20 protein-coding genes are annotated in these 22,539 nt (G+C 28.0%); 7 read left to right on the top strand and 13 right to left on the bottom strand.

Translation table 11 applies throughout. The annotated features are described in order from the left end of the window. The first annotated feature begins 7 nt into the window (after nt 1-7). Nucleotides 8-2,926 (top strand): insulinase family protein, encoded by a 2,919-nt coding sequence (locus U880_RS0108305; RefSeq protein WP_024655569.1) that lies wholly within the window; start codon nt 8-10, stop codon nt 2,924-2,926. Nucleotides 2,927-2,958: 32 nt separating this feature from the next. Here the strand turns inward: U880_RS0108305 and U880_RS0108300 are convergent, their stop codons facing one another. From U880_RS0108300 to U880_RS0108265, 8 genes are all read right to left on the bottom strand, one after another. After that, nucleotides 2,959-3,207, bottom strand: a complete 249-nt coding sequence (locus U880_RS0108300; protein ID WP_024655568.1) for a type B 50S ribosomal protein L31 — start codon at nt 3,205-3,207, stop codon at nt 2,959-2,961. A gap of 57 nt (nt 3,208-3,264) precedes the next feature. Further along, nucleotides 3,265-4,809, bottom strand: coding sequence for a transcription termination factor Rho (gene rho, locus U880_RS0108295; RefSeq protein WP_024655567.1), 1,545 nt, complete (start codon nt 4,807-4,809; stop codon nt 3,265-3,267). Nucleotides 4,810-4,895: 86 nt separating this feature from the next. After that, nucleotides 4,896-5,303, bottom strand: coding sequence for a bactofilin family protein (locus U880_RS0108290; RefSeq protein WP_014696112.1), 408 nt, complete (start codon nt 5,301-5,303; stop codon nt 4,896-4,898). Nucleotides 5,304-5,306: 3 nt separating this feature from the next. Continuing rightward, on the bottom strand, nt 5,307-5,633 hold the full coding sequence (locus U880_RS0108285) for an HU family DNA-binding protein (RefSeq protein ID WP_012537997.1): 327 nt from the start codon (nt 5,631-5,633) through the stop codon (nt 5,307-5,309). Between the two features lie 11 nt (nt 5,634-5,644). Next, nucleotides 5,645-5,902 carry a 30S ribosomal protein S20 gene (rpsT, locus tag U880_RS0108280; protein ID WP_024655566.1) on the bottom strand — a complete coding sequence of 86 codons (258 nt, stop codon included), beginning with the start codon at nt 5,900-5,902 and terminating at the stop codon, nt 5,645-5,647. 72 nt (nt 5,903-5,974) lie between these two features. Then, nucleotides 5,975-6,676, bottom strand: coding sequence for a hypothetical protein (locus U880_RS0108275; protein ID WP_235048049.1), 702 nt, complete (start codon nt 6,674-6,676; stop codon nt 5,975-5,977). 130 nt (nt 6,677-6,806) lie between these two features. Then, a complete protein-coding gene (gene ychF / locus U880_RS0108270) occupies nt 6,807-7,913 on the bottom strand; it encodes a redox-regulated ATPase YchF (protein ID WP_024655564.1) in 1,107 nt (368 codons plus the stop codon). Between the two features lie 24 nt (nt 7,914-7,937). Next, nucleotides 7,938-9,938: a tetratricopeptide repeat protein gene (locus U880_RS0108265; RefSeq protein WP_200862219.1), complete on the bottom strand. Its 2,001-nt coding sequence runs from the start codon at nt 9,936-9,938 to the stop codon at nt 7,938-7,940. 163 nt (nt 9,939-10,101) lie between these two features. On the opposite strand from U880_RS0108265, the gene lnt reads away from it, so the two are divergent. Then, nucleotides 10,102-11,655: an apolipoprotein N-acyltransferase gene (lnt, locus tag U880_RS0108260; protein ID WP_024655562.1), complete on the top strand. Its 1,554-nt coding sequence runs from the start codon at nt 10,102-10,104 to the stop codon at nt 11,653-11,655. Here lnt and U880_RS0108255 read toward each other — a convergent pair. Then, complete coding sequence (locus U880_RS0108255; RefSeq protein WP_024655561.1) at nt 11,619-12,383, bottom strand: hypothetical protein; 765 nt, start codon at nt 12,381-12,383, stop codon at nt 11,619-11,621. The genes lnt and U880_RS0108255 overlap by 37 nt on opposite strands. A 71-nt stretch (nt 12,384-12,454) precedes the next feature. Continuing rightward, entirely contained in the window at nt 12,455-13,063 is a 609-nt protein-coding gene (locus tag U880_RS0108250; protein WP_024655560.1) for a deoxynucleoside kinase, read from the bottom strand. Nucleotides 13,064-13,714: 651 nt separating this feature from the next. Between U880_RS0108250 and U880_RS0108240 the strand changes: the two genes are divergently transcribed. The 5 genes from U880_RS0108240 to U880_RS0108220 all read left to right on the top strand — a co-directional run bounded on the left by U880_RS0108240 (nt 13,715) and on the right by U880_RS0108220 (nt 20,194). Further along, on the top strand, nt 13,715-14,476 hold the full coding sequence (locus U880_RS0108240) for an MIP/aquaporin family protein (RefSeq protein WP_024655558.1): 762 nt from the start codon (nt 13,715-13,717) through the stop codon (nt 14,474-14,476). 63 nt (nt 14,477-14,539) lie between these two features. Then, entirely contained in the window at nt 14,540-16,030 is a 1,491-nt protein-coding gene (glpK, locus tag U880_RS0108235; RefSeq protein ID WP_024655557.1) for a glycerol kinase GlpK, read from the top strand. A gap of 125 nt (nt 16,031-16,155) precedes the next feature. Continuing rightward, the gene (gene glpT / locus U880_RS0108230) at nt 16,156-17,511 is read left to right on the top strand and encodes a glycerol-3-phosphate transporter (RefSeq protein WP_038359661.1); all 1,356 of its coding nucleotides are present in this window, start codon (nt 16,156-16,158) and stop codon (nt 17,509-17,511) included. A gap of 85 nt (nt 17,512-17,596) precedes the next feature. Next, complete coding sequence (gene glpQ / locus U880_RS0108225) at nt 17,597-18,598, top strand: glycerophosphodiester phosphodiesterase (protein WP_024655555.1); 1,002 nt, start codon at nt 17,597-17,599, stop codon at nt 18,596-18,598. A gap of 33 nt (nt 18,599-18,631) precedes the next feature. Next, nucleotides 18,632-20,194, top strand: a complete 1,563-nt coding sequence (locus U880_RS0108220) for a glycerol-3-phosphate dehydrogenase/oxidase (RefSeq protein WP_024655554.1) — start codon at nt 18,632-18,634, stop codon at nt 20,192-20,194. A 138-nt stretch (nt 20,195-20,332) separates the two neighbouring features. On the opposite strand, the gene U880_RS0108215 is transcribed toward U880_RS0108220, so the two are convergent. Genes U880_RS0108215 through U880_RS0108205 form a run of 3 tightly spaced genes read right to left on the bottom strand, consistent with a single transcriptional unit; the run spans nt 20,333 to nt 22,394 of the window. Continuing rightward, nucleotides 20,333-20,827 carry a YaaR family protein gene (locus tag U880_RS0108215; protein WP_024655553.1) on the bottom strand — a complete coding sequence of 165 codons (495 nt, stop codon included), beginning with the start codon at nt 20,825-20,827 and terminating at the stop codon, nt 20,333-20,335. Beyond that, complete coding sequence (locus U880_RS0108210) at nt 20,817-21,368, bottom strand: bactofilin family protein (protein WP_024655552.1); 552 nt, start codon at nt 21,366-21,368, stop codon at nt 20,817-20,819. Before U880_RS0108210 ends, U880_RS0108215 begins: the two co-directional genes overlap by 11 nt. Next, nucleotides 21,369-22,394, bottom strand: coding sequence for a M23 family metallopeptidase (locus tag U880_RS0108205; RefSeq protein WP_024655551.1), 1,026 nt, complete (start codon nt 22,392-22,394; stop codon nt 21,369-21,371). Between the last annotated feature and the right edge of the window lie 145 nt (nt 22,395-22,539).

The raw sequence follows: 22,539 nt of genomic DNA, 5'->3' as shown, positions 1-22,539 counted from the left end.
ATTATCAATGAAGAAAAAAAAATTGTTTAACTTAATCTCAAAAACTTATTTAGAAGAATGTAATGCTGAAGGGTCTTATTTTAAACACGAAAGTGGGTTGGAAATATTTGAGCTAAAAAATAGTACATTTAAAGAAAATGCCTTTGGAATAGCATTTAAAACTATTCCTTTCAATAATACAGGTGTTGCACATATTCTTGAACACGCAATTTTTTGTGGCTCAAACAAATATAAAATAAAAGATCCCTTTCTATATTTAATGAAAGGCAGTCTAAATACATTTCTAAATGCAATGACATTTCCTGATAAAACTCTATATCCAGCAGCATCCACAATACAAAAAGATTACTTTAATTTGTTTAAAATATATTCTGATGCCATTTTTAACCCCTTACTTAAAAAAGAAGCTTTTATGCAAGAAGGTTATAACATAAATCCAAATAACTTTAAGCCATCTGGCATTGTTTTAAATGAAATGAAAGGTAATTATTCAAGTAAAAACTCTTTAATTAATGAAATTTCCACCAGTTCTCTTTTTTCTAAAGGTCCTTACCAATACGACTCCGGAGGAAACCCTATTAACATTATTGATCTTACATATGAAGAATTTATTGAATTTTACAAAAAATACTATACATTAGAAAATTGCAAAATATTTTTATTTGGCAATATTGATACCAATAAAAATCTTAATTTCATTGAAAAATATATAATTAGGCCTTATACAAATAAAAAATTAAATGTCAATTATAACATAGACAAAGCCACAAGATGGAAACAACACAAAACACTCAGTTTTGATATTCCTAAAGAAACTGAAAATACACTGGGAGTATATGTAATAAATTGGTTATGTAGTGATATTGAAAACATTAAAGAAAATATTGGTCTTGAAATCTTGTCAGAAATTCTTCTAGATAGTTCTTGCCAATTTACTGTAAATATGCTCAAAAGCGAAATTGGCGATGTAATAGCTGATGTTAGTGGAATTAACACAGACATAAAAGAATGCATATTTTCATTTGGTCTACAAAATGTACTCCCAGGAAAAATAGAAGAATTCAAAGAAAAAGTTTTTCAAGAACTTAAAAACCTTGCAAAAGTAAAAATTCCACAAGAACTAATACAAGGTATTCTATTTGGTTATGAATTTTCATTAAAAGACGAAAAAGGACAAGGTTGGCCTATTAATTTAATGATTAAAAGTTTTAAAGGCTGGATACATGGCCTACATCCAACTGAAACTCTAAAAATTAATTATCAGCTAAATGAAATCAAAAACAAATTAGAGAGAGGAGAACCTTATTTTGAAAATTTAATAGAAAAATATCTACTAAACAATAATCACTATACTCTAATCCATTTCAACCCGTCAGATAAAATACTTAAAGAAATGGAAGAACAAATAGAAAAAAAACTGATGGATAGAGAAATTGATATTAAGAAAAATCCAGAGAAATTCTCAAAATTTATTAAAGATTATAACCAATTCAAAAAATATCAAAACAAGAAAGATCTTAAATCTGATATTGCTAAAATTCCTATATTAAAGGTAGAAGACCTACCAAAAGAAGTTGATAAAAGCTTAATTTTAAATTATGTTCCCGAACTTAAGGCACATACATTTGAGTTAAAGAAAAATAACAATATATTTAATGTATATCTATTTTTTAAACTAGATTTTTTACAAAAAGAAGACTTTTTATATCTCTCGTTGCTTAAAAGAGCTATTCAAGATTTGTCTACCAAAAATTACTCATATATCACTTTAAATAACAAAATCCAAAATACTCTGGGACAACTAAATATATACGAAAGCTATGAAGAAGATATTCAAGGAAACATGATCAATCTGTTTAATATAAATTTCAAATCATTTAACAATAAAATTCAAGAATCATTTACATTAATGAAAGAAATTTTAATCAATATAGATTTTCATGACTACAATAGATTAAAAGAAATAGTCTTAGGTCTTAAAAACGACTTTAAATCAATACTCATTCCACAAGGACACATCTTAGCAACAACAAGATCAGAATCAAAATTAAGTCAAAGTAAATATCTACAAGAACTTCAGTTTGGTATTACAGGAAGACAATATTGGCATAAAATAAAAACCGACATAGAATCTTTAAAAGAAATTGCATATAATTTAGAAAACCTTAAAAATAAGATTATTCTTAAAAATAATCTATCATCTTTGCTTATAGGTAATACTAAAGACGTTATTAAAAAATTAGAGACAGAATTCTTTATATTAAAAGAAAATCTAAATGAAAAAATTTACAGCAACAATTTAATTACAATACAACCATCAAGTAATGTATTAAAAGAAATAATGATCATTCCATCAAAGATATCTTTTAATTCTATGAGCTTTGCAAGCTATAGAATAACAGATAAAGATTATCCAACAATAAATTTCTTAACACATATATTAAAAAGCGGAATATTATGGGAAAAAATAAGGGTTACTGGTGGAGCATATGGTGCATTTGCATCTATTACAAATGGAATATTTTCTTTTGCATCATATAGAGATCCAAATTTTATAAAAACATACCAGGCTTTTGAAGCATCATTAGAAGAGTTAGCTAATAACGAAATTAAATATGACGAAATCTATACATATTTAATAGGAGTAATTGGGCTTAATACAAATGTAAAAACAAAATCCACAGAAATACTACAAAGTTATAAAAGAAAAATATTAAATATTAGCGATCATTTAAGACAAAATATAAGAGATAATTATTTTAAAATAACAAACACAGATATAAAAAACATCTCTGAAAAAGTACTATACCAACTAAAACAAAAAAATAGCATCACATCTCTTGTTAGCAATACAATCTATGAAAATGACAAAACAAAGATAGAAACATTTATTGGTAAAAAATATAGGGTAAAAAAAATATATTAAAATATATTAAAAAAACAAAAAATAAAAAAATATTAATTAAGCTTTTTATATTTTTTGTTAAATTTGTCAATTCTACCTGCAGCATCCACAAATTTTTGCTGGCCTGTATAAAAAGGATGTGACTTACTTGAAATCTCAACAGTAATTAATGGATACTCTTTATTATCACTATACTTAATTACTTCTTTTGAAGTTAAAGTTGATCTTGTTAAAAACATGGCACCATTAGCACCATCTTTAAAAACTACTAAATTACTAACAGGATGTATATCTTTTTTCATAAAGCCTCTCTTAATTTAATCAAAGTTTAGTCTAAATTATTAACAAAGTCAATTTTATTAATCTCCATTACTCATAGTTTTTAAAAAAATCTCATTATTTTTACTCTTTTTCATCTTTTCAACTAAAGCTTCAACTCCTTCATAATCATCAACACCACCTAAAATTTTCCTAATAAGCAAAATTTTAGAACGTTCTTCTTCACTTAAAAGTAATTCTTCTTTCCTTGTCCCCGATTTCTTAATATTAATAGCAGGGAAAAGTCTTCTATCTGCCAAACTTCTATCAAGTATTAGCTCCATATTACCAGTACTCTTGAATTCTTCAAAGATAACTTCATCCATCTTACTCCCAGTATCAACTAAAGCTGTAGCTATAATAGTAAGACTACCTCCTTCCTCAATATTTCTAGCAGAACCAAAAAACCTTTTTGGTTTATGTAAAGCATTAGAATCAACACCCCCTGAGAGTATCTTACCAGAAGTTGGCATAGTTTGATTATAAGCTCTAGCAAGCCTTGTAATTGAATCTAAAAGAATCACAACATCTTTTTTATTCTCAACTAATCTTTTTGCCTTTTCAATGACCATCTCTGCAACTTGTACATGTCTACTAGCTTGTTCATCAAAATTAGATGCTATTACCTCACCCTTAACACCACGAATCATATCAGTCACCTCTTCAGGTCTCTCATCAATAAGTAAAATCATTAAAACAATGTCTGGATAATTAGTAGTAATTGCATTAGCTATTTTTTGAAGTAAGGTAGTCTTACCAGCTTTTGGAGGCGACACTATCAAAGCTCTTTGACCCTTTCCAATAGGTGCAAATAAATTAATAAGCCTAGTTGAAATATTACAATTTTCATATTCAAGATCTAATTTTGAACTAGGATATAACGGTGTTAAATTATCAAAAGGTATTCTATTTTGTGCAAATGTAGGATCTTGATCATTAATACTTTTAATCTTAATCATTGCAAAAAATCTTTCACCTTCTCTTGGGGATCTAATTTGTCCATACAAAATATCACCCGTTCTTAAATTAAAAAGCCTAATCTGAGACGGAGAAACATAAACATCATTACCTCCAGATAGATAAGAATTAGATGCTGTACGCAAAAAACCATAACCATCACTTAAAACATCAAGAACACCGGTAAATAAAACATTAATATTATGCTCTGTTAATATTTTAACAAGTAAAAATATCAATTCTGTCTTTTTCATTGTTACCGCAATAGTATGATTAGTACCAAGTCCTTCAACAACTTTTCTAATCTCAGTAATTGGCTTATCATAAAGAGTATCAATGACTATAGAATCCTTACCACCTAAAAAATTAATAATATTGCTTTGTTCAAGAGTCTTAATACTACTCTCCAAATCTGGATCTGATATATCATAATCAAAATCAGAAGAAAGCTCATTAGATTCTCTTAATTTATCAATATTAGAATTTCTAGAAGCACTAGAAACAGATTCTTTTTTAGTAACAACTTTAACTATTTTTTTCTTATTATTATCTTCAATTTTTAATTCTTTAGAAGAATTCAAACGCTTCATTTCATCCTCTAAATCAAATTCCTCACATTTTCTATCCATAATCTCCTCTATGAGATAAATTTTTAAGAAGGGTATTTCTATTTAAAATAACAATTAATCATTAAATGATAAAACATAACATTAATTCACTGCAAAGTATCTTTTAATTGTGAAACTGTAAAAGAAAACAAATCTATGCTCTCATTAGATTTAATCATTTCACATTTACCATCAAAAACTATATCATCATTAATAAATATCTTTTTTGTCTTAACATCACCATATATTTTACAACCACTATTTAAATAAACCTTATTGCTAGCATTAACATTGCCCTTTAAAATTCCCTCAATTATCAATGTATCGCAAATTACTACATCAGTAATAACCTTACTATTTTTACCTATAAAAAGTATTCCTTTTTCTGAAAAAATCTCACCTTCAAAAGAAGAATCAAGATATAAAGCACCCTCAAACTTTAACTTTCCTCTAAAAATTAAACTTGAATCAAGCTTACAATCCCACTTGTAAGAATCCTTAACATTAACAGGCATTAACTATCCTTTAATGCTCCAAACCCGTTCCTTTAAATCTTTTCCTGGACGAAAATAAGCAACATGATGATCATCAACATTCACATATTCACCTGTTTGAGGATTGCGAGCATTCTGGCGACCCTTTCTCTTTCTAAGCTCAAATGTACCAAATGACCTAAACTCTATAACATTATTAACACAAAGACTGTTTTTAAGTTCTTCAAAAAAAGCATCAACTACAAGCCTTATATACTTCTTTTCTAACTTTTCATTATTATTTTTAATGTTTAAAAATATTTGATCAACAATATCTGATTTAGTAACCTTGGATCTCTTTGAACAAGACATAAGCTAGTTCCTTACTGTAATAACAAAATACTCAAATTTGACTTTTTACGTGCGGCTTTATTTATATGTATTATTCGCTTTCTAGCAGCAGTATCTAATTTTTTTGAAACAAATTTAAAAAACTCCAAAGCTTCATCTCTCTTTCCGTCTTTTATAAGTTTTATACAACGCTTCTCTATTGTCTTAAGTTCACTCTTAACACTTACATTTCTCAAATTTCGCTTCAAATTTTGTCGAGCTCGCTTTAATGCTGATGGATTATTGCCCAAATTAAACTCCTTAATGCAGCAAACATGATAATAAATAATATACCAACTAATTATGATATAGTCAATCATACACTAGGAACACTTATTGCAATACTTATCAATATAAGCAAATACTTTTTTCATTGAATAAGACATTCCCTCATCATTAATGTAAACTTTCTTAAAAATACTCTTATAAGGATAGACAAAAGACAAATATCCATCACCAGTTAACTCAGAATTATAAACAAACATCTTATTAAAAAATTCATAATAATATTCTTTTCCAGAAAAAAGCTTTCTCTCATAAATAGAATTTTGCCTAAATTCATAAAAAATCACTAAATTTTTAAGCACCAAAATATCTTTTATTAAAACCTTAATTCCTAAAACCAACACAAGAGAAAACACTATTATACTACCAAAGGAAATATAATAAACACAAATATTAATTAAAACACGAAATAAACACATCAAAATATAAGTACCTGAAACATGATATCTTATTGGCAATTCTTGTATCTTTGTAATAAATAAATCACTTCTTATAAGTTTGAGTTTTTTAAAAAAACTACTCAAATACTCTTTTCTTAAAAAACACATTTTTATCTTTATACCACTATTCAAACCTAAAATTAACATATTATCTAACAATCTTTTTTCAATCCATACGATATCATGAAAATCAAAATTAACTTTAAAATAAAATTTTTTATAAAAAATTTTATTTCCTTTAAAATCAATTTCATAAAAATATCTTAAATAAGAAACCATTACAAAAAAATTTATAAACATTAAAAAAACAATAAAAATACTAAAACTACTCCTATATAACAACATATAATATATAGAAAAGCTTATATTAAGACAAAAAATAAAAAGTAATCTGATTTTATAAAAAAATAATTCATTCATCTTAATTTATTTAAACATTAAATTTAAATAAAATTATATCACCATCTCTTACCAAGTAATCTTTTCCCTCAAGTCTAAGGCGTCCCTTTTCCTTTAAATTATGAACACTTTGAAACTCAATCAAATCATCAAATGAATACACCTCTGCTTTAATAAAACCTCTCTGAAAATCACTATGAATAATACCTGCAGCTTCTGGTGCTCTCATTCCATCCATAAAAGTCCAAGCTCTAACTTCTTGTTCTCCTGCAGTAAAATAAGTTCTTAAACCTAAAGTATAATAAGAAGTACGTATTAAATTATTAAGACCACTCTCTTTGATACCCATAGATTCTAACATTTCTCTTCGCTCGTTTAAGTCTTGAATTTCAGCAAGTTCTGCCTCAATTTTAGCACACAAAATTAAATAACTATTACCCTCACTTAAAGCTATATTTTTAACAACATCAGTATATTTATTACCAGAAAGTGAATCCTCATCAACATTGCAAACATATATAACATTTTTCATAGTCAAAAGATTTAAAGATTTAACAAAATTATAACCAAATTCATCAAATTTAAACTCGACTGCTGGCCTAACATTAATCAAATGTTTTTCAAGATCTCTAAGAAGTGCAACAATTATCTTTGCATTTTCACTAATATTTTTATCAACACTCTTTGCATTTTTTTCATTTCTTAAAATGCTTTTTTGAACCGTTTCAAGATCTGCAAGACATAATTCTGTATTAACTGTATTTATATCCCTTTGGGGATCTATATCCCCATCAACATGAATAATTTCTCTATCTTTAAAGCATCTAACAACATGAACAATAATAGAAACTTCACGAATATTTGCTAAAAATTTATTACCAAGTCCTTCTCCTTTTGAAGCTCCCCTAACAAGGCCCGCAATATCAACAAATTCTATCACAGCAGGAATTATTTTTTTTGAAGATACCAAATTAGCAATTTTCAAAAGCCTCTCATCAGGAACCTCTACTATTCCTATATTAGGATCAATAGTACAAAAAGGATAATTAGCAATCTCTGATTTTGATGCTGTTAAGGATGAAAATAAAGTAGACTTTCCAACATTAGGCAATCCCACTATTCCCACATTAAGTGCCATAAATAAAACTCCATAAAGTAAAATTTAATTAATTAAATATGCAAATTCTCCTCTACCTATTTGTTGATTGAAATTTACTTCGACAGACAAATTATAATATCCATTAGGTTCTTGAGGACCTGGATAATCATATTCAAGCAAATAAGTCCCTGTTTTCTGTTTCATCATTAAATCATAAACTTTTGATACGCCCTCATAAGAAGAAAAAGGAATAATAGCACCACCAGTTTCATTTACTAAATACTGCAACTTAGACTCAATAGGACTATTTCCAAACAATATTAAATAAAATCTAATATCATTATTTTTATAATAGCTTAAAATAGTATCCACAGAATACCTACTAAAAGCAGCATGATTCAAGGATCCATCACTAAAATAAATAACGGCCCTTCTTGCACTCTTTGACATAAGTTCAGAACCGGCAAGTTTAAGACTAACATCTGTCTTTACATCATTTAAATCATAAACACCAAGAGAATTTGTTTTATGAATCATACTTAATAAACTATCAATATTATCTACCAAAGGTAAATTAGTCGCATTTATAAAACTAAACTTTTTATTCTTTCTAGATTTTATAAGAGTATTTACACTCATAATTTGTTCTGACTCGTAATTTTTCATAGAAAAAGACTTATCAAAAACAATTGCAATATTCATATCATTAGAAGTATTAATATCATAAGCAATTTTTGGATTTACAATGTAATATCTCTCATTAGCAACCGCAAAATTTTCACTCTTTAAACCCACAATTGGCAAGCCATTTCTATTGCTAATATTAAGCTCCACATAAATTTTAGAACCTCCTGCCCTAATTACTCTACGAATATCAACATTTAAACTATCATAAACACTAACATCACTTTTATAAATAGCAATATGAGCATTATCAAAATCTGATACAACCATTTGATTATTAACATCAATAATTGAAGATGAAATTTTCGAATCTATCTTATCTGCTTTTAAAAGCTTAACAAAGGTTTTACTTGAAACACTATATTTATAAACGCCATATTTTGAAGATATAATAATACTATTACCTGCAAAATCACTACTAAGACCTTCTATTCCTTCAAAAGAAGTTGCAATAGAATACAAATGATTACCACTAGTATCAAATACTTCAATAGAATTTCTAGGAGCATCAGCAACATAAATATTTCCATTCAAATAAGTAACACCTGTTGGACCTAAAAGCCCTGCATATCCAACCGTTTTCATGCCAAAATTCAAAATAAAACCACCCTTAGCATCAAATTTACTGATCCGCTTATTTCCCCATTCACTAACATAAATATAATCTCTCTCATCAACTGTTATATATTGAGGAGCAAGTAACTCACCATCTTCAGTACCTTTCTTCCCAATTGAACCTTTTTTAATACCAAAAGTCTTATCATATATACCAATCTCATCATTTGAATAAAGTGTCACATATAAAAGCTTATCAAGCTCAATCACATCATAAGGTGACTTTATAGAAGTAATTCCATCCTTAACTAAAACATGAACATTATTATTAGCATCAAAATGTAAAATTTCATTTCCTACAAAATTAACAGCATAATAACCACCATATTGATCGGCCTTTAGAGATGTAATTTGATATCCATTTGGTCGTTTGTAAATGGAATTATCAAGAAGCGCAACTTGAACGAATTTTTCAATATTTTTAAATTCATTATTTAAGGATATACCTCTTCTTTGTTCAATTATAGATATCAACTGCCTAAGATAAGCCGATTTATATCCTTGAGATTGCAAATTTCGCCATTCCATCAAAGCTTCTTCAACATGCCCCAATCTATAATAGACATTTCCTATCCAAAAATGATAATCAAGATTACTTGGATCAAAGCTTAAAACTCTCTTAAAAGACAATAAAGCATCATCATAAAGCCCATTATTATAAGAATTAAGTGCCCATTTAAATTCTTCTTGAGCATCTTTGTTAGTAACAATACCTTGAGCATTTAAAACAAATGCATTTATTAAAAAAATGGCTATATGAAACATTAAAGCTACTTTTTTAATACTGAAACAAGTACTATATAAATTTAATATTTTTACACGAAACATATTGTATATATTATACTATGCAATATTGTATATTAATATCTGTATTATTGAATATATAATATATTTTTATATACAAAAAACAAAACAAAAAAGGAAAAGAATGAAAACAAGATATTTTTCTCTAGCCGCATTTTCTGGATTGCTTACAAGTCTAGCAATCCCAAATGAAATAAATAATATGGGATATTCACACATTGGTTTGATAGCATACATACCACTTTTCATTGCGTTAACTAAAACAAAAGATAAAAAAATCCTTATTACCCTGACAACATTTTATTTTTTAATAGCTAATAGTTTACAAAGTTTTTGGCTTGCATTCTTTTATTCATTCGGTATCATTACTTTTTTAGGAGCAGTACTTGGATATATTCCTTATGCTTTAGTTTTAGGATATTTATTATATTACTCACTCAAAACTTTTAATAATAAAACATTAACCTTAGCTATACTCTTCACATTATACGACTACTCAAAATCAATTGGATTTCCAGCATATCCTTGGGGATTTTCAGCATTTATGGTACATAATTTTAATGATCTAATACAAGTAGCTGATACATTTGGGGTTTTCTTTGTATGTTTTGTAGTCTACTTTTTTAATGCAGGAATTGCAAATTTTTTAACAAATCAAAATAAAACAAATATACTAAGTATGTTATTTTCTATTTTATTAATAAGTACATCTTTTGCTTATGGAAACATAAAAAAAATAGAATTGAATCCAATCTTAAACAAAGAAATAGATACACTCAACATTGCAGCAATTCAAATTAATATTGATTCTTGGTTGCCTGGCAATCGTAAAGAAGGAATTAAGAAATCTATTACAATTACAAAAGAAGCACTAAGAAAACATCCAAATACAGAACTCGTGCTATGGAGTGAAGGAGTTTTAACTTATCCTTTCAATACTTATAAAGATTATGCCTATTATGATCAAGAATTGCTTGAATTATATAATTCAGTAAATGAGCTTATAATAAACAATGAAGCCTACTTTGCAATCGGCTCACCATCAAAAACAGACAAACGATTACTGACACATCAAAATTCTGTTTATGCAATAAATCCCAACCTTGAGATAACTAATATATATTCTAAAATATTTTTGGTTCCATTTTCAGAAAAAATACCATTTTATGAATATAAATTTATAAGACAATTTTTCTATAAAAATTTTGGCCTTTTTGGACAAACTAATGGCAATAGACTTGAAATCTTAAAGCTCAAAAAATTTAATCTAGGTTTTTTAATATGTTATGACGATGCATTTCCGGATCTTGCAAGAAGTTATAAAAAACAAAATGCCAATTTACTACTAAATTTTTCAAATGATTCTTGGTCACATACAAATTCATCAGAATGGCAACATTTCGTAGTGGCAAAATTTAGAAGTATAGAAAACGGAATTAAAACCATTAGAGCTACTAATTCAGGAATAACTGCTATAATAAATGAATATGGCGAGAATGTAAAAAGTTTAGAAACATTTAAAGAAGGATATCTAGTATCAGAAATAAAATTGCCCCCAAGATTCACAACAATCTATGAATACATTGGAGACCTCTTTATATATGTTTTAGCAATAGCAATTGTAATTATGACTCTAAGATATTATTTCACTGAAAAGAGTAGCCATTTATTATCTTGATTTACAAAACATAAAGTTTGAACATCTCTCCAAAATGGAATATTTTTAGTAATATCATTTTTCTTAGATTTAACCTTGACAGTATAAGACGTATCTGTAGTTTTCGTAATATTTAAAGATTTAAGATCATAAAAATCGTCAACCGAAAGATAACCTAAATCATCTCTATTAAAATCACTTGAAGCAAATTCCAAATTGGCAATAAAATCGGCTTTAGGCTCAACTTTACCTAAAACTTTAACATCATCAGCAATAACAGAATCAAGCAAATTTAAATCTTGCAAAAGAAAAGCCCTTACAAATTTATTAAATTGAAATTTAACGGCTTGCTCTTTATGATTTTCTCTTTCTCTACTAGCAACATATTCTATTCTAGGAGCATTTGTAACCTCACTAATTTCAATTTTATTGTGAATTATTCCTGGAATATCATCAAGTTTAACATCATCAAAAGAAAGAAAAGTTGCTTCACCTTCTAACTTCATTTTAGAATCAATATCCTCTACAGCACTTCTCAGATCAACTTCCTCTTTTAGTTTTGGATACATTTCCAAAGCTTTTTTTTGAAAAATTTTCCCCTTTGTCACTTTTCCAACATCAATATACCGTTGTCCAACCTCATAATAAAAAATAGCAAGTTCCTTTTGTCTCTCATCAATTAAGGAATCATTACTTGCAAATAAATTTATAAAAATACAAGAAAAAAATAATAATACCACTTTTTTCATGTTAACCTCCAATGAAATCTAGTCATTCAAAAAAACAAAACCAAACTAATAATTTCAAAAATCATAAACAATTATATTACAAGTTTATCTTTAATAAAAGTAAGTAGATTGCTTTTCTCTCTATCATCAAAAATATCTATTTTATCATAATTAAACATTAATTTGGGAGACAAATCATAATTATCATACCAACTTAAGTATTTATCATTAAGTTTTTCAAGATAATCTTTTGAAATACTCGTCTCACAACTTCTATTTCTTTTCTTAATACGATTCTCAGCCTCAGCAATACTACAATCAAGATATATCATCAATTCAGGTTTTTTAGCATGTTCTAACATATTATCAAGTAAATCAAGATATATCTTATACTCATTATCAGAAATATATCCATTATCATTCAAAAAAGAAGCAAAAACACAATCACTATAAATAGATCTATCGAGTATCCCTTTTCCTTTAGTTTTGAACACACTCTTTATAAGTTTAAATCTTTCATTCAAAAAACTAATTTGCATTGGAAAAGCCCATCTAAATTTATCCTTATAAAACTCATCTAACATAGACAATGTAAATTCATTATTTAACTCACGATAAAAAGGAATTTTAAGATCTAAAGATAAAATATGTCCAAGCGTAGTCTTCCCTACACCTATTAATCCCTCAATTACAATTACCAAATTTGCCTCCAAAATTCACCATCACCAATTAATAGTAATAATGCATAATTGAAACAAATAAAAACATAACTATACATTAATAAAACAGACAATTAATTTTTTTAATAAAAAAATTTAATATAATTAATTTCAAGTTTCTTAAATCATTGACATTAATAATAATAAAAAATAAAATTTCTATAGCATGAAACAATCCTATATATTTCAATGATCAATTCAGAGGAACATTAAATGGATAATCAATCCGAATTAACCAACTTCAATAACAAACTAATATTGCCTAAAACAATAATTAAAATCTTTATCAAAATAACAATTAATAATTATTTAAACACAAAACATAAAAAATATATTACTTTATCTATATCAAATTGCATTAATCTTAAAACAATAAATAATCTCAAAAAGCAATGGTTAATAAACATAAAAATTATATTGAGATCAATCTTAATCATTAAATATAGATATCATATAGTTAAAAGTATTATGAGAGAAAATCAAACGATAATAACAAAACATCATCTCCCCATACAACAACAAAATAGCTTGTTTTCTTATTATTATGTTAGTTACATTACATCAAGCATAATATAAATTATTTAAAAAAGTTAATCTTAAATTAAATTTTATCTACAATAAGGAGGTTAAAGTATGGTTTATACAAGAACTAAAGAATTTATCTCAGAATTTTTAGGAACATTTATTTTACTCTCAATAGGGACAGGTTCTGTAGCTATGACAACATTATTTCCATCAAACCCCACTATAGCTGGAGAAATAATAAATGGTGGATACACAAATATAGTGTTTGGATGGGGTTTAGGTGTAACATTTGGGGTTTACACCGCTGCAAAAATCAGTGGCGCTCATCTAAATCCTGCAATCAGTCTTGGACTGGCAACTATTGGTAAATTTCCAAAATCAAAACTTTGTTACTATATTCCAGCTCAAATACTTGGAGCATTCTCTGGCGCATTAATGACACTTATCGTATTTTATCCCAAATGGATAGAAATAGATCCTAAATTTGAAATCACCCAGGGAATCATGTCAACTTTTCCCGCTATTCCTGGTTTTTGGCCTGGATTTATTGATCAAATATTTGGAACATTTTTATTAATGTTTTTAGTCTTAGTTGTTGGCAAATTTATAAAAGAAGATATTCAAAATCCATTTTTCCCTTTCATCATTGGAGCAATAGTTCTAGCCATTGGAATAAGTTTTGGAGGCATGAATGGTTATGCTATTAACCCAGCAAGAGACTTAGGCCCAAGAATATTATTATTAATAGCTGGATTTAAAAATCATGGTTTTAACGACATTAATGTACTTATAATCCCCATATTGGGACCTATCATTGGTGCTAACATAGGTGCCATAGTTTATAAACTAACATTAAAAGACAAAAAATGATTGTAAATACAAATAATAATATTGACTATCACACAATATCAAAGGAAAAGGAGAAAAATTATTATGAAATATATTTTATCCATAGATCAAGGAACAACTAGCTCAAGAGCAATAATCTTTGACAGAAATGCAAATATAAAAGGATTTGCACAAAAAGATTTTGCACAAATTTATCCTCATCCAAGTTGGGTTGAACACAATCCAAATGAAATATGGAGTTCTCTACTAAAAATAATAGCAGAAGCATTAGCAAATGCACGAACTCATCCCAATGAAATTGCAACAATCGGAATTACAAATCAAAGAGAAACAACTATTATTTGGGATCGCTATACAAGCCAACCAATTTATAATGCAATAGTTTGGCAAGACAGAAGAACAGCAAAAATTTGCGATGAACTTAAAACACAGGGCAAAGACAAAATTTTCTTAGAAAAAACAGGTCTTGTACTAGATCCTTATTTTAGTGGAACAAAAATAAAATGGATACTGGATAACGTTTCACAAGCTAGAGAACGAGCAGAAAAAGGAGAATTATGTTTTGGCACAATAGATACTTGGATAATTTGGAATCTTACCAAAGGCAAAATACATATTACAGATTATTCAAATGCATCAAGAACTTTACTTTTAAATATTAATTCTCTTAATTGGGATGACGATCTATTACAAATCTTAAACATTCCAAAACCAATTTTACCTGAACTTAAACAAAGTTCGGAAATATATGGGAAAATTGACTCTTCCATAATGGGAACAGAAATCAACATTTCAGGAATTGCAGGAGATCAATTTGCAGCAACATTTGGACAATCATGTCTTCAAAAAGGAATGGCAAAAAACACTTATGGCACCGGTTGTTTTACTACAGTTAATATAGGACACAAACCTATAATTAATGAACAAAAAATACTAACATCAATTGCATGGGTAAAAAACAATATAACAACTTATGTTTTTGAGGGAAGTATTTTCATTGGCGGAGCTGTAATTCAATGGCTAAGAGATAATTTAGAACTATTTAAAAAAAGCAGTGATGCAGAAATACTAGCTGCTTCAGTAAATAATAATGGGGGTATTTATTTCGTACCAGCATTTGTAGGCCTTGGAACACCTCATTGGGACCCCTATGCCAGAGGAACAATTATTGGACTTACAAGAAGTTCAACAAAAGAACACATTACAAGAGCCGCTCTTGAAAGCATTGCCTTTCAAAGCTTTGATGTATTAACTGAAATGAAAAACTCAATTAAAGGTTTTGACATTAAAGAATTAAGGGTTGATGGTAAAGCTAGTCAAAATAATTTACTCATGCAATTTCAAGCTGATATTTTACAATGTAATGTTGTAAGACCAAAAATCACAGAAACAACAGCTCTTGGCGCTGCATATTTGGCAGGACTTGCCATAGGATATTGGGAAAACACAGAAGAGATTACAAGTCTTTGGAAATCAGATAAAATATTTGAACCTCTAATGAAACAAAGTAAAAGAGAAGACTTAATTTATAATTGGCACAAAGCCACAAATAGAGCAAAATCTTGGATTGAATAATCAATAATTACTTATAATAACTTTTAAAAGTTAAGTAATATTGATTAAATTATAAATTAAAACATATAGAATTAATATTAAAGAAATGGAATTAATAAATTACAAAAAAATGGAGATGTTAAATTATGAAAAAGATATTTAATTTTCTAAAACCAGCGCCTCACATACAAAGGGTAGAAAAAGAATTAGAAGAATCATTATATAAAAAATTAAGATTACAAATATTTATTTCAATAATTGTTGGATATGCTGGATTCTATTTAACAAGAAAGATTTTTTCATTTGTAATGCCAGAACTTGAAAAAGAAGGTTTAAATAAAAGTCAACTAGGAATCATTTTATCTGGAGTCTCAATTGCATATGGATTTTCTAAATTCATTATGGGAAATGTCTCAGATCGAAGTAATCCTAGATATTTTCTATCACTAGGATTATCCTTAACAGCAGCAATCAGTATTATATTTGGAATATTGCCATGGAGTTCAATTAATACCTCAATTGCTATAGTATTAATGTTCATTTTAATGTTTGCAAATGGATGGATTCAAGGCATGGGATGGCCAGCATGTGGCAGAACAATGGTTCATTGGTGGTCAAAAAAAGAAAGGGGAATAATTGTTGCTACTTGGAATGTATCTCATAATATAGGAGCAGGAATAGCTGGTATAATATCTGCACAAGCTTTATTTTACTTTAATGAATGGCAAGCCGTACTCTATGTACCAGCATTTATAGTAATAATAATTGCAATATTTGTACTAATTACACTAAAAGACACTCCTCAATCCGTAGGATTACCCCCAATTGAAGAATATAAAAACGATTATCCTGACAACCATACAGAAGATGCAGAACAAGAACTTAATGCAAAAGAAATATTTATCAAACATGTACTGAATAATAAGCTACTATGGTATATAGCCATTGCTAATGCATTTGTATATTTTATAAGATATGGAATACTAGATTGGGCACCAACATATCTTGCACAGGTTAGAAACTTTTCTATAAAAAATTCAGGATGGGCATATTCCCTTTATGAATTTTCAGCTATCCCTGGAACACTACTTGCCGGATGGATGTCTGACAAGGTATTTAACGGAAGAAGGTCTGAAACTGGAATAATATTTATGACTGCCACTCTTATTGCAATAATTATATACTGGCAATTACCAGAAAATACTCCAACACTTACAACCGTTTTACTAGCAATAATAGGATTTTTAATCTATGGACCTGTTATGCTTATAGGTCTTCATGCACTTGATCTTGCACCTAAAAAAGCTGCTGGTACTGCTGCAGGATTTACGGGATTATTTGGATATATAGGCGGCTCTGTTACTGCTAGTGCCATTACAGGTTTTGTATTGCAATACTTTAGTTGGGATGTTTACTTTTATTTATTGATGATTTCATGCATATTTGCAATAACATTTATAGCATTAACATTAAAAAAAGAAAAAAATAATGGAAATAAATAATAATAGTTATGTTAACAATGAAAGCTTAAGAAGGAAATATATTATAATATATTCATCAAAATATAAGTTATGAGAGGTTAAATTAATGAAATTCAAATTAATAATGTTTGCAATAAGTACTGTTCTTATCATTTCTTGTACAAAAGAAAATGCAAAAATAAATAAAAAATCAGCATTAATTATAGCTCACAGAGGTGCAAGCGGATATTTACCAGAACATACATTAGAAGCCAAAGCATACGCTCATGCCTTAGGCGCTGATTATATAGAACAAGATATTGTTTTAACAAAAGATGATATCCCTATAGTAATGCACGATCCTGAACTGGACACAACAACAAATGTTGCAAAGCTGTTTCCAGGAAGAGCTAGAGAAAACGGAAAATATTACTCCGTAGATTTCACATTAGCAGAAATCAAATCACTAAGCCTTAGCGAAAGATTTGATCCAGAAACACAACAAACAATATATCCTAATCGTTTTCCTGCAACGGAATATGATTTTAAAATTCCAACTCTAGAAGAAGAAATAAAATTCATACAAGGACTAAACAAAAGCACAGGAAAAAATATTGGTATTTATCCTGAAATCAAAAAACCACTGTGGCATAAACAACAGGGTAAAGACATATCTAAAATAGTAATAGAAATTTTAAATAAATATGGATATAAATCAAAAGAAGATAAAATTTATCTTCAAACATTTGATTTTGACGAAGTAAAAAGAATAAGAGAAGAACTTGGATATCAAGGAAAATTAATAATGCTTATTGGAGAAAATGACTGGGAAGAAGCACCAACAGATTATGAATACATTAAGTCAGAAGAAGGTATGGCTGAAGTTGCAAAATATGCTGATGGAATCGGACCTTGGATACCCCAAATCATAATTAACGGGCAAATCACAGGTCTTACAAGTTTAGCGCATAAATATAACATGCAGGTTCATCCTTACACATTCAGAATTGATGCATTGCCTTCATATGTAACAGATCCAAATGAATTATTAGAATTGCTATTTGTAAAAGCTAAAGTAGATGGTCTATTTACAGACTTTATTGACACATTAATAAAGTTTATGCAATAAAACCATAATTTTAATAAGGAGAATATCTCATTTATGCTAGAACATAAAAAAAAAGTATTAGGGGATATTGATAATCAAGAGTTTGACTTAATAATAATTGGTGGAGGAGCAACAGGCCTTGGCATCAGTGTAGATTCGATTACAAGAGGATACAAAACCCTACTTATAGAAAAAAATGACTATGCAAAAGGCACATCTTCTCGATCAACTAAATTAATACATGGAGGCGTCAGATATTTAGCACAATTTAACTTACCCTTGGTAAAAGAGGCTCTGTATGAACAAGCTTTACTTGAAGTAAATGCCCCTCACTTAGTAAATAAGTGTGCATTTATTACACCCATGTATAATATTTTAAGTATTCCTTATTACTATTTAGGACTCAGTTGGTATCACAACCTTCTTGGCAAACATAAAAAACACAAGTATAAAACAAGATTGTTATCAAAATCAGAAACAATAAAAAAAATACCAAACATTAAAACCAAAGGTCTTAAATGTTCTGTTTTATACTATGATGACTTATTTGATGATGCCAGAATGGCAATTAGCATGCTTAGAACTTTTATTAATAAAGGAGGAAATGCTTTTAATTATACAGAACTTACAAAATTTATCAAAAAAAACGGCAAAATATCTGGTGCTATTATTCGAGACACAATAACTGGCAAACAAATTACTGTTAAGAGTAAATGTATAATAAATGCAACTGGTATCTTTTCAGATAAAATTAGAAAATTAGATGATATTAATGCTCCTAACATCATAAAGCCTTCTCAAGGAACTCATCTGATAATTAAAAAAGAAAAACTAAATACACAATATGCAATGCTAATGCCTAAGACAGATGATAAGAGAATTTTATTCACCGTACCTTGGTATGATATCATTATCTGTGGAAGTACAGATATAGCAATAGATAAAATCGAAGAAGAACCTAAAAGATTAGATAGTGAAATTGAATTTTTATTAAACAACATGAACAATTATTTAAATATTAAAATAAATAGAAATGATATTCTAAGCACATATGCAGGAATTAGACCATTAATAACAGACCCTAAAGGACAACAAAATACCTCTAAAATATCAAGAAATGAGAAAATATTCATATCAAACTCAAATCTCATCACAATTGCCGGGGGCAAATATACTACCTATAGAAAGATGGCTGAAAAAGCTTTAACAAAAGCAATAAACGAAAAATTAATACCTGCAGCAATGCCAATAACAGAAAATTTAAAAATACACGGATATATGAAACGAGAAGAAATCAACAAAATACCAGAACACTTTAGAGTCTATGGAAGTGATTTTCAATATCTAAGTAAAATGAAAGAATTTAAAAATAAAATTCATAAAGAATTACCATTAAATGAAGCTCAAATAATTTTTGCCATTGAATTTGAACAAGCAAAAACCGTTGAAGATGTTTTATCCAGAAGAACAAGATCACTACTCCTCAATGCAAAAGCAACAATCGAAGCTACACCAAAAGTTGCTGAAATTATGATGCATAAACTTGAAAAATCTGAAACTTGGAAAAATGAGCAAATCAAAAACTTTAAAAAAGTAGCAAAAAAATATTTAATCTAATCAAAGGAGGATATAGTCATATCCTCCTTTATTTTTAAATCTATAAATATCATTTCATTATCTTCTAACTTAATATGATAAAAAAATAAAGGATATAAATCCTACAAATATTAATTTAAATATCAAAACAAACTTAAGTCATCTAAATAAATTTACAAGCAATCCTTGAATTTCTTCAAGACTGCTTAGAAGCTTAAATTGAGAAACCTGATTTTGCAAAACAGAATAAGCAAATTTATCAAGCTTTTCATTAATAATTTTAATAATGCGGTATTTAGGTCTCTTAAATTCACCATTACTACCTCCTTTTTGCTCTTTAAGCGAAATAGAATAAGATAAAACAACAGATAAAAATTCACCTATAGTTTTTTTATAAAAAATAACATTCTGACGCGAAGGTTCGCTTAACAACTTTTCGCCAATATCGTTAATTTCAGCTAACATATCTTTAATTAACTCAAAATTAAATTCACCATTTTCAAGAATAATCAAATGTTTATCTTCTTTTACAAGTTCAGATTTAAATATTGCAGAAAAAATATTTGTTTTAGTAGAATTAATCTTCTTCTTAGAAGCCTTATAGTCCTTCAAATCAAGATTCAAAGCACCCGAAACTAAATTATCAATCTTCATCCATCTTTCTCACATCATTAAATAAATATTTATCATTTTCACGAATACAAGTCTCCTTGTTTCGATCTTCGCATTTCATTCCCTTATTAACTTCAATCAAAATATTTTCATCAACTTTATAAGATCCTGTATAAATCAATACATCTTTTTCAGAAAAACTAAGACTTCCTATCCCAATATTCATATATCCATCAATAATTGCACCCTCTTCAACTTCAATTGACCTGCAAGAAATATTACCAATAATGCAACCTGACTGAAAAACTTTAATTTTATTATTAGCATGCACATTACCAAGAACTATCCCAGAAACAACAACCTCATTTGCATTAATATTTGATTTAACTCGCCCTGTATCCCCAATTACAACCCTTTTAGTAGAATTAATAGTACCCAAAAAATCACCATCAACTCGAATAAAATTATTTGAAACCAATTCCCCTTTAAAAAAATCGCCTTTCCCAACAACCGTTTTAACTTCATCACTCAATAAAGAAGATTCAACCTTTCTATCTCTTTTAATAACCAATAAATTTAACATCTATTTAGAAGCCCCCGTAGCCAAATTTAAATACATATCAGGATTTACAACTTGAGATCCTATACGAACCTCATAATGAAGATGTGGACCTGTCGAATATCCTGTTTGCCCCAAAAAACCAATAACTTGACCCTTTCTAACATAAGAACCCTTTGAAATATTTAATCGAGACATATGTGCATAAAGAGTTGAAAGTCCATATTTATGTTTAATTTGGACAAAATTACCATAACCTGTCACTTGATAACTAGCTCTTACAACCTCACCATCAGCAGCTGCAACAATGGCTGTTCCAATTCTAACCCCTGCAATATCTATTCCCTTATGAATATACCACTGTCTAGTAAAAGGCTCAATAGCTGGACCAAAATGCAGAGAAACAATACCATTTCCTTTAATAATAGGCCAAAGCGAAGGAATATCATTCAATAATTTATTTTGAGAATGAAGCAATCTAACTATATTCTTAAGAGGAGAAATTGAACCTTCAATCGTGTTCTTAACATTTTTAAGATCATTTAATTCCTTAAATGAATTGGCTTCTAACATTTGCAAATCAATAAAATCTGCAAGATCTCCATCTAATTTACTCCTATTTAAACCAACATTATTCTCCTTGATTCTTAAAGAAGAACTAAGCTCATCTAAAACTTTAGAAAAATTATTAGAAACAGAATTAATCTCCACAACTGTATTCCTAAAATCCTCAATCTCAGACTCTGCAAGTGCATAATTTTTTTCAGTAGAATTAACAATAGATTTAAGAGTAACATAATTAACAGCAAGAAAAATAAATCCTATAAAAATCACAAAAAAAAATACACAAAACAAAAATAAAGTAAAAAAAGAAATTTTTATATTCTTGACATTCCCTCTAACATGAGGAATAATCATAAAGCTAATATTTTGTTTAAAAAAAGAACAAATATTACTCAAAAATTTAAAAAAAGAACTAAAAATTTTTAAAAAAATCCTATCTATTTTTTTCAAAAATGATAAAATTCTAAAGCTTCTCTTATCTTTCATTACAAACCCTCACCATAACATGAATCAATAAAATTTAAACATAAAAAAACTTATAAGGTTTAACTTAATATTGAACATCAAATGATACCATCAAATTAAAAAATTTACTCTTAATATAATACTCTCTTAATCAAATTATAAATTA

It is taken from the genome of Borrelia hispanica CRI (assembly GCF_000500065.1).
GTDB lineage: Bacteria > Spirochaetota > Spirochaetia > Borreliales > Borreliaceae > Borrelia > Borrelia hispanica.
Note: the sequence above shows the minus strand (reverse complement) of the source record. Positions and strands in the feature narration are given on the sequence as shown.

Bases quoted from the DNA above. Each gene is read 5' to 3' on its own strand.
- glpK (WP_024655557.1), top strand. From the start codon at position 14,540: ATGAAATATATTTTATCCATAGATCAAGGAACAACTAGCTCAAGAGCA.
- U880_RS0108305 (WP_024655569.1), top strand. From the start codon at position 8: ATGAAGAAAAAAAAATTGTTTAACTTAATCTCAAAAACTTATTTAGAA.
- U880_RS0108240 (WP_024655558.1), top strand. From the start codon at position 13,715: ATGGTTTATACAAGAACTAAAGAATTTATCTCAGAATTTTTAGGAACA.
- U880_RS0108275 (WP_235048049.1), bottom strand. From the start codon at position 6,676: ATGTTTATAAATTTTTTTGTAATGGTTTCTTATTTAAGATATTTTTAT.
- U880_RS0108210 (WP_024655552.1), bottom strand. From the start codon at position 21,368: ATGTTAAATTTATTGGTTATTAAAAGAGATAGAAAGGTTGAATCTTCT.
- U880_RS0108265 (WP_200862219.1), bottom strand. From the start codon at position 9,938: ATGTTTCATATAGCCATTTTTTTAATAAATGCATTTGTTTTAAATGCT.
- U880_RS0108215 (WP_024655553.1), bottom strand. From the start codon at position 20,827: ATGAAGATTGATAATTTAGTTTCGGGTGCTTTGAATCTTGATTTGAAG.
- glpT (WP_038359661.1), top strand. From the start codon at position 16,156: ATGAAAAAGATATTTAATTTTCTAAAACCAGCGCCTCACATACAAAGG.
- lnt (WP_024655562.1), top strand. From the start codon at position 10,102: ATGAAAACAAGATATTTTTCTCTAGCCGCATTTTCTGGATTGCTTACA.
- U880_RS0108285 (WP_012537997.1), bottom strand. From the start codon at position 5,633: ATGTCTTGTTCAAAGAGATCCAAGGTTACTAAATCAGATATTGTTGAT.
- U880_RS0108220 (WP_024655554.1), top strand. From the start codon at position 18,632: ATGCTAGAACATAAAAAAAAAGTATTAGGGGATATTGATAATCAAGAG.
- U880_RS0108255 (WP_024655561.1), bottom strand. From the start codon at position 12,383: ATGAAAAAAGTGGTATTATTATTTTTTTCTTGTATTTTTATAAATTTA.
- U880_RS0108205 (WP_024655551.1), bottom strand. From the start codon at position 22,394: ATGAAAGATAAGAGAAGCTTTAGAATTTTATCATTTTTGAAAAAAATA.
- U880_RS0108290 (WP_014696112.1), bottom strand. From the start codon at position 5,303: ATGCCTGTTAATGTTAAGGATTCTTACAAGTGGGATTGTAAGCTTGAT.
- U880_RS0108300 (WP_024655568.1), bottom strand. From the start codon at position 3,207: ATGAAAAAAGATATACATCCTGTTAGTAATTTAGTAGTTTTTAAAGAT.
- rho (WP_024655567.1), bottom strand. From the start codon at position 4,809: ATGGATAGAAAATGTGAGGAATTTGATTTAGAGGATGAAATGAAGCGT.
- glpQ (WP_024655555.1), top strand. From the start codon at position 17,597: ATGAAATTCAAATTAATAATGTTTGCAATAAGTACTGTTCTTATCATT.
- ychF (WP_024655564.1), bottom strand. From the start codon at position 7,913: ATGGCACTTAATGTGGGAATAGTGGGATTGCCTAATGTTGGAAAGTCT.